Annotated in this window: 3 protein-coding genes; all 3 read right to left on the minus strand. The window is 70.3% G+C overall.

The window, feature by feature from the left end; all coding sequences use genetic code 11:
* On the minus strand, positions 1–3,455 hold a 3,455-nt coding region (locus A5702_RS02020; RefSeq protein WP_068217820.1), incomplete at its 3' end, for a non-ribosomal peptide synthetase.
* Between the two features lie 416 nt (positions 3,456–3,871).
* Positions 3,872–11,518: a non-ribosomal peptide synthetase gene (locus A5702_RS02025; RefSeq protein WP_068217822.1), complete on the minus strand. Its 7,647-nt coding sequence runs from the start codon at positions 11,516–11,518 to the stop codon at positions 3,872–3,874.
* On the minus strand, positions 11,515–14,769 hold a 3,255-nt coding region (locus A5702_RS02030), incomplete at its 5' end, for a condensation domain-containing protein (protein WP_231964967.1). The genes A5702_RS02030 and A5702_RS02025, both read right to left, overlap by 4 nt.

Raw genomic sequence — 14,769 nt, forward strand, 5'->3', positions numbered from 1 at the left:
GCCGCCACCCGAAAAACCGTCGCCCGCAACGGAATCTCCACAGCCAAATCAAACGAATAACACGCCGCCGACTCAACCGCCTCCGCCAACCGGTGGTCCGGCCACCCAGCCGCATCGACGATCTGCCAACCGAAATCACCCTGCCCGACGGGGACAACCACTTGCCGGGCGTTCCCCTCGGGCGCGACGAAGATCGTGCGCAGGCTTTCATGCCGGGCCACCACGTCACCCAGCGCCGCCCCCAGCACCTCGGCGTCCAGCCGTCCGCTCAGGCGCAGTGCGACCGCCATGTTGTGCACCGGCGAAGAACCGTGCAGCTGATCGAGGAACCACAACCGGCTCTGGGCGAACGACAACGGCACCACCGCGGGCCGGGGGCCGGGCACCACCCGCGCCAGCCGTCCCTCGCCCTCGTCGAGCCGGGGCGCCAGTTGGCGGATCGTCGGCGCCTCGAACAGCGCACGCACCGAAAGGGTGCTATCCAGGCTGGTATTCACCGCGGCGACCAGACGCATCGCCGACAGGGAATCCCCGCCCAAATCGAAGAAGGAGTCATCGACACCGACCCGGCCGAGGCCGAGAACCTGCGCGTACACGCCGGCGAGGATCTCTTCGGTGAGGGTGGTCGGGGCACGGTATCCCTGACCGGGGTAGTCGGGCGCGGGCAGGGCCTGCGTGTCGAGCTTGCCGTTGAGGGTCAGCGGCAGCGCGGCCAGCGGGACGATCGCGGCCGGGATCATGTAGGCCGGCAACCGCTCGGCGAGTTGGGTGCGCACCACACCGGCGTCGGCGCTGCCGGTGACGTAGGCGACCAGCCGTTTGTCGCCGCCGGGGTCCTCCCGGGCGATCACCGCCGCCTGCTCCACGCCCGCCAAACCCGTTAGCGCGCTTTGGATTTCACCCAGCTCGATCCGGTAGCCGCGAATCTTGACCTGCTCGTCGGTCCGCCCCGCGTACCGCAACTGGCCGTCGGGACCCCACCACACCAGATCCCCGGTGCGATACATCCGCGCGCCCGTCCCGCCGAACGGACACGCCACGAACCGCGACGCGGTCAGCCCCGCCCGGCCGAGATACCCGACGCCGACCCCGGCCCCCGCAACGTACAGCTCGCCGACCACGCCGGCCGGCACCGGCCGCAGCCACCCGTCCAGCACGAACAACGCCGCCCCGGCCACCGGCGACCCGATCGCCGGCGATCCCGAACCGGCCACCAACGGCGCGCTCTTCGACACCCACATGGTGGTCTCGGTCGGCCCGTACACGTTGACCATCAGCCGGCCAGGCGCCCACCGATCCACCACCTGCGCCGGACACGGCTCGGCCCCCACCACCAGGGCCGCGCCGACGCCGTGTGGCGACAGCACCCCGACCGCGGACGGCGTCTGGGTGAGCACGCTCACCCGCTCGCGAATCACCAACGCCCGCAAGTCATCGCCGCACCGCGCGACCCCATCGGGTGCCACCACCAACCGGCCCCCGTGCAACAACGCGCCCCAGATCTCCCACACCGAGAAGTCGAATGCCAGCGAGTGGCATTGACTCCACACCTGCCCCGGCCCCAGCAAGCCGCCGCCGGCCAGCGCCTCGAACAGTTGGGCCACGTTGCGGTGCGTGACCGCCACGCCCTTGGGCACCCCCGTGGTTCCCGACGTGTAGATCACGTGCGCCACGTCGTCGGCGTCCGGGCCCACCAGCCCCGCACACGACTGCACCGGGATCGCCGGGTCGTCAAGGGTCACCACCGCGCCGTCGAATCCACCGAGCCGCGGCCGCAACCCCGGACCGACGATCACCGCCACCGGCGAAGCGTCGCGGAGCATGAACTCCACCCGCCCGACGGGCAACCCGACGTCAATCGGCAGGTAGGCCGCCCCCGCCTTCAACACCCCCAGCAGCGCGATCACCGCCTCCCCGGAGCGCTCGGCGAGCAGCCCGACGCGGTCCCCGCGACCCACACCGCACCCGATCAGCAACCGCGCCAACCGATTCGACGCCTCATCGACCTGGCGGTAGGACCACGAGCGGCCCTCGCATGCGATCGCCACCTCCCCCGGAACCCGCTCCACCTGCACGCCGAACAGCTGCGGAATGGACCGTTCCGGGAGCGCGCGCCGATCCATGACCGCCCAGTTACCCCAGCCGGCCAGGCACACCCGCTCCGACTCTTCGACCACGTCGATGGACAGCAACCGCCGCGTCGTGTCCGCGGTCAACGCCACCAACACCCGTTCCAAACGTCGCGCCAGGTCGGCGGCGTCGAAGCTGGAGAATGGCTCCCACGCGCCGGCCGTGCTGAGGAACAGCTGGTCACCGTCGGTGGAGAAGATCAACCCGAAACCGGTTGCCTGGCCGGAGTTGGTGTACGACGCCGAGGCGGTGACACCGCCGAAGGGCAGGGTGAACGCGGACGGGATGAAGTTGACGCTCACCCGTTCGGGCGGCCCGCCCGGGCCGCGCATCCTGCGCTCCAGCGCCTGCACCGGAAAACGTTGGTGTGCAACGGCTTCCCTGATCCGTGCGTCGACCTGTCGGCAGAACTCGGCGACGGTGAGCTCCGGCGAGATTCGCAAGACGAGCGGCACCACGCCGGCGACCATTCCCGGCAGCGTTTTCGATTCGGGGCGCACCCGGCGGTTGACCGGGAAGTCGAGGACGACCTCGGAGCCGTCACCGCGAAAGCCCCGCACCAGCAGCCCGCACGCCGCGGTGATCAGCGATGTCTGCGAAACGCCCCACACCTGGGACAGCTTGTTGACCCGGCGAAGGACGCCGGGGTTCAAGGCCACCGGTGCGGACGGCCAGGGGTCGCGCTCGCGCGGCGCCCGCTGGGGCCCCGGGTCGTTCGCCGGCAGGTTGCGGGCCCAGTAGGCCTCGTCGCCGCGGTAGTCGGCCGAGGCTTCGTACTTCGACTCGCAGTCGACCAGGTCCCGCAGCGAGCCGAACACCGCAGGCGGGATGGGGGCGGCGGAGACGATGGCCGAGTAGATGGAGGCGATGCGGTGACCGACGAGCGCGACGCCGGTTCCGTCGATGATGATGTGGTGGCAGCAGGCGAACAGGTGGAATTCGTCGGCACGGGTCTGAAAGAGCGCGAACCTGAACAGCGGGCCGTCGAACGGCATGGGCGTCCGTTGAATCGAAAGCGCCATCCGCCGGGCTTCCCCGACGGCGTCCCGGGATCCGGTCAGGTCGTGGAAGGCCAGTTCGACGTCGGGGTAGTCGATGGCCCGTTGGAAGACCTGCCCGTCGCTTTCGACGAACGAGACCCTGGTCGGTTCGGCTTCCTGGACCGCTTGGCGGATCGCCCACTTCAGGGCGTCACGTTGAACCCGGCCGTCGATCCTGACGAAGAGGCCGATCTGCCACTCCGTGCCGGAGTGGCCCGTCTCCTGCGCCAGCCAGATGTCTAGTTGGCCGCGCGTAAGCGGAAGTGCTTGCTCACCAAGCTGCATCCAACTTCCCAACCGTGAGGTTCACCGTTCAAACCCCCGGTTGACTGCTGCCGCTCGACCGAACCCTCCGCAATGCCCGTTCGGTTCCGCGTGCTGGGGCGCATGCACGCATCGCAGTCCGCGTGCGGATCCTCGCCCCGGTTGCCGCCCGTCGCCGACTAAGAGGGAGCCCCGGATGTCCTCATCGAACGGTCCGACGCACACAGTTTCTCCACCAACTTAGTCAACATAAGTGCAACAATCCGAAAGGTTAATCGAGCGCAGGTATGTGCGCTAGGGGTTTCGAAAAAGTCCTCGCCGCTTAACAGCAATCCTGTAACAGGGGCCAAAACATACGAGAAGGATGTTTCAGCCCTCGAAACCGGGCATGCGGTTCGGGACGGCCCATGCGGACCGCCCCGAACCGAGTGTGAAGGTTATAGCAGGCCGAGCAACTGCAGGTCGGTGACGTATTTGACGATCACGGCCGGCGTGATGTGCGGGATGTCGCTCTCGACACCGACCTTGGCTTCCTGCACGGCGGCGCGGAACCGGTCGGTCGGGGCGAAGGACCCGTTGGCCGGCTCGGGCGCCTGCAATTGGTTGTAGCCGGGCACCTGCAACATCTGCAGGACCGAGTGCTTGCGCTGCCGCTCCGGCAGGTCGCGCAGCGCGGCCTCGAACCGCTGCAACCATTCGCTGAAATCGTCGATCCGCTCGATCGGGTAACCGGCCTCGATGAGCCAGTCGACATACTCGTCGATGCCGATGCCGTCGTCGTGCGGGTTCATCACGTGATAGGTCTCGAACCCCTCGACCACCTGGCTGCCGAGCGTGGTGACCGCCTCGGCGACGAACTCCACCGGGAGCGCGTCGAAGTGCGCGCGCTGCCGGTTACCGTCGGCGTCCAGCTGGTAGAACGAACGCGGCGCGATGCCGGTCGCCACCAGGCTCAACACCATGCGGGTGAACATGTCCGACAGGTTGAACTGCCCGGCGTAGCTGGTGTCGGACAGGATCATGTCGGACCGGAACACCGAGACCGGCAGCCCGCACAGGTCGTTGGCCTCGCGCAGCAACACCTCGCCGGCCCACTTGCTGTTGCCGTAGCCGTTGGCGTAACTGCCGTCGATCTTTCGGATCGGGCTGATGACCCGGATGTCGGCGTCCTCGGTGAACGCCGCCGGGTCGATCTGGCGGCCGACGTCGGAGGTCGACACATACGCGAACGGCTTCATCTTGGTGGTCAGCGCCACCCGGATCAGCTCGGCGGTACCCGCGACGTTCGGCCCGAACAGCTCGCTGTACGGCAGCACACCGTTGACCAGGGCCGCCGAGTCGACGATCAGGTCGACCGTATCCGCCAGCCGCTGCCACGTCTCCTCGTCCAGCCCCAGGTTGGCCTGGCCCTTGTCACCGGCGATGACCTCCAGGTGGTCGGCGGCCAGCTCCTGGAAGTACCGCAACAACCGCGGGTCGCCGCTGTCGAACGTCTTCTCCAGCCGCTGGCGGGCCTCCTCGTCGGAGCCGGCCCGCACCAGGCAGATCAGCTTGCCGTCCACCAGCTCCAGCTGCTCGAGCCACTGCAACGCCAAGTACCGACCCAAGAAGCCCGTCGCCCCGGTCAGCAGGACGGTCCGCACCTCCGAGCTCGGACCCGGCAGCGCCGGCGCGGCGTTCAACGTCTCCGCGTCGATGAACTTGTCCAGCTTCAGATCGCTCGCGTACACCTGGGTGGCGTCGCGACCGTGGACGGACGCGAAGGTGGCTCCGCCGCCCTCGGCTTCGTCCTCGCTGCCGGCGTCGCGTTCGGCCTGCTGGCCGAGGCGTCGCACCGACGGCGCCTCGAACAGGGTGCGCACCGAGAGGTTGGTGTCGAGGGCGGTGTTGATCTCCGCGATCACCCGCATCGCGGACAGCGAATCGCCGCCCAGGTCGAAGAAGGAGTCTTCGACCGAGACCCGCTGCAAGCCGAGGACTCCGGCGTAGATGTCGGCCAGCGTCTCCTCCACCGGCGTGGCCGGCGGACGGTACACGCCACCGGTCTTCTGGTACTCGGGGGCAGGCAGGGCGCGCTTGTCGAGCTTGCCGTTGACGGTCAACGGCAGCGCATCCAGCACGACCACCGCGACCGGCACCATGTAGGCCGGCAGCCGCTCGCCCAGCTGGGCGCGGATCGTGGCCGGGTCCGTGGTCCCGGTGATGTAGCCCACCAGCCGCTTGTCACCGGGCCGGTCCTCCCGGGCGATCACCGCCGCCTGCTCGACCCCGTCCAGGCCGGCCAGCGCCGCCTGGATCTCGCCGAGCTCGATGCGGTAGCCGCGGATCTTGACCTGTTCGTCGACGCGACCCAGGTATTGGAGCTGCCCGTCGGCGCCCCAGCGGACCAGGTCGCCGGTGCGGTACATCCGCGCCCCCGGCGCCCCGAACGGGCAGGCGACGAAGCGCGAGGCCGTCAGACCGGCCCGGCGCGCGTAGCCCATCGCCACGCCGCGACCGGCGATGTACAGCTCTCCGACGACGCCCTCCGGCGCCGGCCGCAGCCACTTGTCCAGAACGAACAGGGCCGCCCCGGGCACCGGGGCGCCGATCGGCGCTCCGCTGTCCGCGCCCAGGGGCGCGCTCATCGCCGCGTACACCGTGCCCTCGGTCGGGCCGTAGGCGTTGATCATCACCCGGCCGGGCGCCCACCGATCCACCACCTCGGGCGGGCAGGCCTCACCGGCCACCACCAGGGCCGTCGACTCCAGCCCCTCCGGTGAGAGCATCCCCACTGCCGACGGGGTCTGGCTGAGCACGGTCACGTTCTCCTCGACCAGCAACGCGTGCAGGTCCTTCGGCGAACCGGCGACCGATTCGGGCACCACGACCAGCCGGCCGCCGTGCAGCAGCGCGCCGAAGATCTCGTGCACCGAGACGTCGAAGACCAACGAGTGCCACTGCGCCCACACGCCCGGGTCCGGGATGTCGGCGTGCAGCTTCTCCAGCAGCTGGGTGGCGTTGTGGTGCGTCACCGCCACGCCCTTCGGCACACCCGTGGTGCCCGACGTGTAGATCAGGTAGGCGACGTCGTCGGACGACGGTCCGGGCAACGCGGTTGCGGGCCGCTCCGCCACCGACGCGTCGTTGACATCGACGACCACCACGTCGGAGCCGTCCAGCCGCGACCGCAACTCGGCGGTCGTGACCGCGGCGACCGGCGCCGCGTCGCCGAGGACGAACTCGATCCGCGCCGCGGGAACCGCCGGATCGATCGGCAGGTAGGCCGCCCCGGTCTTGAGCACCGCCAGGATGGACACGATCGCGTCGGCCGAACGGGAGAACAGCAGCGCCACGCTTTCACCCGGGCGGGCGCCATGCTCGGCGAGCAGGTGCGCCAGCCGGTTCGCGGCCTCGTCGAGTTCCCGATAGGTCATCGAGCGACCCTCGAACGTCAGCGCCACCGCATGCGGCGTGCGGGCCACCTGCTTGGCGAACAGGGCCGTAATCGACGCCGTCGCGCCAACCGGCGCGGTCAGCACCGACCGGTTGCCCCACGCGTCCAGTCGGCCGCGCTCGTCGACGTCCAGGACGTCCATCGCGGACAGCCGCTTGCTGGAGTCGGCGGTCATCGCCGCCAGCACCCGCTGGAACCGCTCGATCAGCGACTCGATGCCCGCCGTGTCGAACACGCTGGTGTCGAACTCGACGCGCAGACCCAGTTCGCGGCCGGGGAGCGCCATCACCGACAGCGGATAGTGGTTGTACTCGCGGTTGGTGACGTCGGTGATCGCCAGCTCGTGGAAGCCCAACGGCACGCTGGTGTCGATCGGGTAGTTCTCGTAAAGGAACAGCGTGTCGAACAGCTGGTCGTGCCCCGTGACGCGGTGAATCTCGTTCAGCGCCAGGTGCTCGTGCTCGATCGTGTTGTTGTGGGCGCTCTGCAGCTGCTGCAGCAGTTCGACCACGGTGGTTGCCGCGGTGATGTTGGCGCGCACCGGGACCGTGTTGATCAACAGGCCCACCATCGATTCGGCGCCGACCAGATCGGCCGGGCGGCCGGAGACCGCGGTGCCGAAGGCCACGTCATGCTGGCCGGTCAGCCACATCAGCAGCTGCGCCCAGGCGCCCTGCAACACGGTGTTGATCGTGGTGTGGCAGGTGCGGGCGAGCTCGCCCAGCGCCCGGGTGGTTTCCGCGGGTAGCCGGTAGGACTCGACGCCCCGCCGCCCGAGGCCCAACCGCGCCGGCGGACCGACCAGGGTGGGCTCCTCGAAGCCGGCCAGCACCTCGGCCCACGCGGCGCGGGCGGCCGTGCGGTCCTGGGCGGCGAGCCAGGTCAGGTAGCTGCGGTACGTCGCCGGTGCGGGCAACCGCTCGCCGTAGTAGCTGGTCAGGATCTCGCGCAGCATGATCGGCAGCGACCAGCCGTCCATCACGATGTGGTGGTTGGTCAGCACGAACCGGTGCCGGTTGTCGGCGGTCCGGATCAACGCGGCGCGGAAGGCCGGCCGGTTGGCGAGGTCGCTGACCGCCGCGCGCTCGGCGGCGCAGAGCTGTTCGATCTTCTCGTCGGGATCCAGGTCGTCCGCGCCCAGCTGGATGTAGCGCCACGCCATCACCGGGTCGGCCGGGATGACCTGCACGGGCTCGCCGAACTGCGGGCAGAACCGGGCCGCCAGGTTCGGGTGCCGGTTGACGACGGTGTGGACGGCCTCGCGCAACCGGTGCGCGTCGAGGGCGCCGGTCACGGTGATGCCGAGCTGCACCGCGTACACGTCGTCGCCGAGGTCGTGCGCGAAGCTGGCGTGGAAGAGCAGCCCCTGCTGCAGCGGGGTCAACGGCAACACGTCGGCGACCGCGTACTGCTGGCACAGGTCCTCGAGCTGCTGCTGGGTGAGCCGCGCGGGCGCGATGTCCGACGGGGTGAGCCCGCCGCCGCCGCTGCGCACGTGTGCGCAGATGCCGGCCAGCGCCTCGAACCACAACTGGCTCAGCCGGCTGACCTGCTCGTGGTCCAGCGCCGAGGGCGCCCACGTCCAGTTGGCCTGCAGGTGTGGGCCGGCCTCGGTGTCCATGGTCCCGGCGTTGAGGTCGACGGTGTGCATCAACGGCATCGGCAGCGCGGCGCTGGCCGCGCCGGTGAACGACAGGCTGTCCTGGCTGATCCGCCACATCTCGCCGGGCAGATCCGCGGCCGCGCCCAGTCGTCCCAGGTAGTTGAAGCCGATGACCGGGTCCGACCCGTCCAGGTCGACGTCGGTGTTGACGTAGCGCAGCAGCCCGTAGGTCAGCGGGTCGGGCAGGGCACGCAGTTGCTCCTTGGCCTTCTTGACCAGCGCCCCCAGCGCCCGGTCGCCGGCCATCACCTGCTCCCAGTCCAGCTCGCCGACGGTCAGCGCGACCGGGTACTTGGTGGTGAACCAGCCCACGGTGCGGGACAGGTCCACGTGCGGGCCCAGCTCCTCGTGGCGGCCGTGGCCCTCGACGTCGATGCCGATCGGGGCGCCGGTGCCGACGAACCGCGCCCACGCCAGCCCGAACGCGATCAACAGGATGTCCTGCACGCCGGCGTGGAACGCCGCGGGCACCTCGCCCAGCAGCGACCGGGTGGTCTCCACGTCCAGCGACACCGACAGCTGCTTGGCCGTCTCGTAGGTGTCGACGTCGGGGCGCACCGCCGGCAACAACGCCGGGGTCGACGCGACCTTCCGCCAGGCCTCGGCCTGGGCGACCACCTCGGGGCGCTGGGCGTGCTCCTCGAGCATCGCCGTCCACCGGGCGAACGATGTCCCGCCCGTCGGCAGCGCCACCGGCTGCCCGCCGTGGTGTTGAGCCCACGCGATGTTCAGGTCTTCCAACAGGATCCGCCACGACACGCCGTCGACGGCCAGGTGGTGGATGATCAACGCCAGCTGGGCGGTGGATTCCGCCCAGACGGCGCGGAGCATGGTCCCCGCGGCGGGGTTCAGCTGCGAGCGCGCCGCCACCAGCGCCGCGTCGGAGAGCGCGTCGACGGTGTGCACGCAGGTGGCGGCCTCGACCGCGCCGACCTCGGGGACGTGCATCTTCCAGCCGCCGGCGCCGTCGTCGTCGACGCGCAGCCGCAGCGTGGCGTGGCGGTCCAGCAGCGACTGCAGCACCACCAGCACGTCGTCGCGCGTGACGCCCGCGGGGGCCTGCACCACCATCGTCTGGTTGAACTGGTCGGTCGGGCCGTCGACCTGCTGCAGCCAACGCATGATCGGCGTCGCGGCCACCGGGCCGAGGCCCTCGTCGACGACGTCGTCGTCGGAGGCCACGCCGGCCACCCGGGCCAGCCGCGCCACCGTCTGCTCGACGAACACGTCGCGCGGGCGGCACACCACGCCGGCCGCGCGGGCGCGGGCGACGACCTGCATGGACAGGATGCTGTCGCCGCCCAGGTCGAAGAAGGAGTCGTCGACACCGACCCGCTCCAGGCCGAGGACCTGGGCGTAGATGGCGGTCAGCGTCTCTTCGACGGCGGTGGTGGGCGCGCGGTATTCACCGCTCGTCTTGTGGTACTCGGGCGCGGGCAGCGCACGCTTGTCCAGCTTGCCGTTGACGGTCAACGGCAGCGCGTCCAGCACCACGACGGCGGCGGGCACCATGTACGTGGGCAGCCGCTCGCCGAGCCGGGCGCGGATCTCGGCCGGGTCCGCGGTCCCGGTGATGTAACCGACCAGGCGCTTGTCGCCGGGCCGATCCTCGCGGGCGATGACGGCCGCCTGCTCCACGCCGTCCAGCCCCGCGAGGGCCGTCTGGATTTCGCCGAGCTCGATGCGGTAGCCGCGGATCTTGACCTGTTCGTCGGCGCGGCCGAGGTACTGCAGCTCGCCGTCGGCGCCCCAGCGCACCAGATCGCCGGTGCGGTACATCCGCGCGCCCGGCGCCCCGAACGGGCAGGCGACGAACCGCGAGGCCGTCAGCCCGGGCCGGCGCACGTAGCCCGTCGCGACACCGCGACCGGCGATGTAGAGCTCACCGACGACGCCCTCCGGCGCGGGGCGCAGCCACTTGTCGAGCACGAACAGCGCCGCCCCCGGCACGGGCGAGCCGATCGGCGGCGCCCCCGACTCCGGCTTCAGCGGCGCGCTCATCGACGCGTACACCGTGCCCTCGGTGGGGCCGTAGGCGTTGATCATCACCCGACGCGGCGCCCAGCGGTCGACCACCTCGGACGGGCAGGCCTCGCCCGCCACGATCAGCGCGGTGGAGTCCAAGCCGTCCGGCGACAGCATGCCCACCGCCGACGGGGTCTGGCACAACACGGTGACCTTCTCCGCGACCAGCAGCGCGTGCAGGTCGTCGGGCGAGCCGGCCACCGACTCGGGCACCACGACCAGCCGGCCGCCGTGCAGCAGCGGACCCCAGATCTCCCACACCGACACGTCGAAGACCAGCGAGTGCCACTGCGACCAGACGCCGGCCTTGGGCAGGTCGGCGGGCAGCGCCTTCAGCAACTGGGTGACGTTCTGGTGGGTGACGGCCACGCCCTTCGGGGTTCCGGTGGTGCCCGAGGTGTAGATCGTGTAGGCGATGTCCTCGGGCGCCGGTCCCGGGAGCCCCGAGCTCGGCTGTTCCTGCACCGCCGGGTCGTCGACGTCGACGACCAGCAAGTCGAATCCGTCCAGCCGCGAGCGCAACTCGGCCGTGGTGACCGCCGCGACCGGCGCCGCGTCGCCGAGCATGAACTCCATCCGCGCGGCCGGGACCGCCGGGTCGATCGGCAGATAGGCCGCCCCGGTCTTGAGCACCGCAAGGATCGACACGATCGCCTCGGCCGACCGCGACAGCAGCAGCGCCACGCACGCGCCCGGACCCGCGCCGTGATCGGCCAGCAGGTGCGCCAGCCGGTTCGCGGCCTCGTCGAGTTCGGAGTAGGTCAACGAGCGACCCTCGAAGGTCAGCGCCGGAGCCTCGGGAACACGCGCGACCTGCTTGCCGAACAACGCCGTAATCGACACCGCCCCCGCGGCCGGTGCGGTCAATACCGCCCGGTTGCCCCACTCGTCGAGGCGGTCGTGCTCGCCGCCATCCAGCAAGTCGATCGACAACAATCGCCGCCCTGCACCGACGGTCATGACTGCTCCTCCACATCTGCGGTCATGGCTTCCAGCACCCGCCGGAACCGCTCGATCAACCTCTCGATTCTGCCCGTCTCGAAGACTTCTGTATCGAATTCGACGCGAAGAGCTATTTCGTGACCTGGAACGGCCTGGACAGAGAGCGGGTAATGGTTGTATTCGCGGTTGGTGAAGCCATCGATCGCCAGTTCATCGACAGCCGACAGCGCGGCGGTGTCGATCGGATAGTTCTCATACACGAACATGGTGTCGAATAATTGGTCGTGTCCCGTTACACGATGGATCTCGTTGAGCGCCAAATGCTGGTGCTCGAGCGTGTCGTTGTAGGCGCTCTGCAGCTGATTTAGCAGGTCGGCGATCGTGGTTTCCGCGCCGATCGTCGCCCGCACCGGCACCGTGTTGATCAGCAGGCCCACCATCTGGTCCGCGCCCGCCAGGTCGGTCGGGCGGCCCGAGACCGCCGTCCCGAAGGTCACGTCGTGCTGGCCGGTCAGCCACATCAGCAGCTGCGCCCAGGCGGCCTGCAGCACTGTGCTGACGGTGGTGTGGCACGACCGGGCCAGTTCGCCCAGCGCCCGGGAGGTCTCCGCCGACACCTGGAAGGAGGAAACGGTCCGCGGCCCGAGGCTCATCCGGCCGGGCGGGCCGACCAGGGTCGGGGTGTCGAACCCCGCGAGCACCCGCTTCCAGGCCGCCTGGGCGGCGCCGCGGTCCTGCGCGGCCAGCCAGGCGACGAACTTGCGGTACGGCACCGGGGCGGGCAGCTGCACGCCGTAGTAGGCGGCGAAGATCTCCTGCAGCAGGAGCGGCTTAGACCAGCCGTCGAGCACGATGTGGTGGTTGGTCAGCACGAACCGGTGCCGGTTGTCGGCGGTGCGGATCAACGTGGCCCGGAACGGCGGGCGCTCCGCCAGGTCGCACACCGCGGCGCGTTCGCTGGCGCAGAGCTGCTGGATCTGCTCCTCGGGTTCGAGGTCTTCGGCGTCGAGTTCGACGTAGTGCCAGGCCAGCGCCGGCTCGGCGGAGAGGACCTGCACGGGCTCGCCGAACTCCTCGAGGAAGTGCGCCACCACGTTCGGGTGCCGCTTGAGCATCGTGTGCACGGCGTCGCGCAACCGGTGCGGGTCGAGCGCACCGCTGACGCTGATGTCGAGCTGGACGGCGTAGAGGTCGTCGCTGCCCTGCGCGCTGCCGGTGTGGAACAGGAGGCCCTGCTGCAGCGGGGTCAACGGCAACACGTCGGCGATCGGGTAGCGCTGGCACAGCTCGTCGATGTCGGCCTGGGTCAGCCGGGCGGGCGCCAGGTCCGAGGGCGTCAGGCCGCCGCCGCCGCTGCGGACGTGGCTGCAGATGCCGCTCAGGGCGTCGAACCACAGCTCGCTGAGCCGACCGACCTGCACCTCGTCCAGCGCCGACCGCGCCCAGGTCCAGTTGGCCTGCAGCAGCGGACCGGCCGCGGTGTCCAGGGTCGCGGCGTTGAGCTCGACGGTGTGCGGCAGCGGCATGGGCACCGCCGTCGCCGCGCCGGCCGACGCCAGGCTGTCCTGGTCGAGCCGCCACAAGTCGCTGGACAGGTCGCCCGCGCCGCCCAGCCGTCCCAGGTAGTTGAACCCGATCACCGGGTCCGACCCGTCCATGTCCACGTCGGGATTGAGGTAGCGCAGCAGCCCGTAGGTCAGCGTGTCCGGCAGCGCGCGCAGCTGTTCCTTGGCGTCCTTGATCAGCGCGCCGAGCTCGGCCTCACCGGCGATGACCTGTCCCCAGGACAGCCCGCCGACCTTCAACGCGACCGGGTACTTGGTGGTGAACCAGCCGACCGTGCGGGACAGGTCCACGTGCGGGCCCAGTTCCTCGTGCCGGCCGTGGCCCTCGACGTCGATGCCGATCGGCGCACCGGTGCCCACGAACTGCGCCCACGCCAGCCCGAACGCGATCAGCAGGATGTCCTGGACCCCGGCGTGGAACGCCGCGGGCACCTCGCCCAGCAACAATCGGGTGGTGTCGGCGTCCAGCGATACGGACAGCTGTCCCGCGCTGACGAAGGTGTCGATGTCGCCGCGCGCCGCCGGCAAGGGCGCCGGGGTCGACGCGATCTGGCGCCACGCCTCGGCCTGGTCGACGACCTCCGGCCGGCGCGCGTGCTCCGCCAGCAGCGACGACCACCGCGCGAACGACATGCCGCCCACCGGCAACGCCACCTGCTGCCCGCTGTGATGCTGGGCCCAGGCAATGTTCAAGTCTTCCAACAGGATTCGCCAGGAAACCCCGTCGACGGCCAGGTGGTGAATGATCAACGCCAGCTGACCCGTCGAGGGCACCCAGACCGCGCGCAGCATCGCGCCGCTGGCCGGGTTCAGCTGCGAGCGCGCCGCTTCCAGCGCCGCGTGCGACAGCGTCTCGACGGTGTGCACGCACCCGCCGGCGTCGACCACGCCGACCTCTGGCACGCGCAGCGACCAGTCCCCCGCGCCGTCGTCGTCGATACGCAACCGGAGCATCGCGTGCCGATCCAGCAAAGCCTGCAGGACCACGACGACGTCGGCCTCGCTCACCCCGGCCGGGGCCTGCACGACCATGGTCTGGTTGAACTGTTCGACCGGGCCGTCGACGCTTTGCAGCCAGCGCATGATCGGGGTCGCGACCACCGGGCCGATGCCCTCGTCGACCACGTCGTCGTCGGTGGCCACGCCGGCCACCCGGGCCAGCCGGGCAACCGTCTGCTCGACGAAGATGTCGCGCGGGCGGCACACCACGCCCGCCGCCCTGGCGCGGGCGACGACCTGCATGGACAGGATGCTGTCGCCACCGAGATCGAAGAAGGAGTCGTCGACGCCGACGCGGTCCACCCCGAGCACCTGGGCGTAGATGCCGGCCAGGATCTCCTCGACGGCCGTGCTCGGCGCGCGGTAGTGATCGGCGTCTTGATATTCGGGCGCGGGCAGGGCGCGGGTGTCGAGCTTGCCGTTGACGGTCAACGGCAGCGCCTCGAGCACCACCACGGCGGTGGGCACCATGTAGGTCGGCAGCCGCTCGCCGAGCCGCTCGCGGATCTCGGCCGGATCGGCGGTCCCCGTGATGTAGCCGACCAGCCGCTTGTCGCCGGGGCGATCCTCGCGGGCGATCACCGCCGCTTCGTTGACGCCGTCGAGCGCGGCCAGGGCCGCGTGGACCTCGCCGAGTTCGATGCGGTAGCCGCGGATCTTGACCTGTTCGTCGGCGCGGCCCATGTACTGCAACTGGCCATCGGC

Origin of the sequence: Mycobacterium sp. E3339 (assembly GCF_001666915.1) — a bacterium.
Classification (GTDB): domain Bacteria; phylum Actinomycetota; class Actinomycetes; order Mycobacteriales; family Mycobacteriaceae; genus Mycobacterium.

Bases quoted from the DNA above. Each gene is read 5' to 3' on its own strand.
- A5702_RS02025 (WP_068217822.1), bottom strand. From the start codon at position 11,518: ATGACCGTCGGTGCAGGGCGGCGATTGTTGTCGATCGACTTGCTGGAT.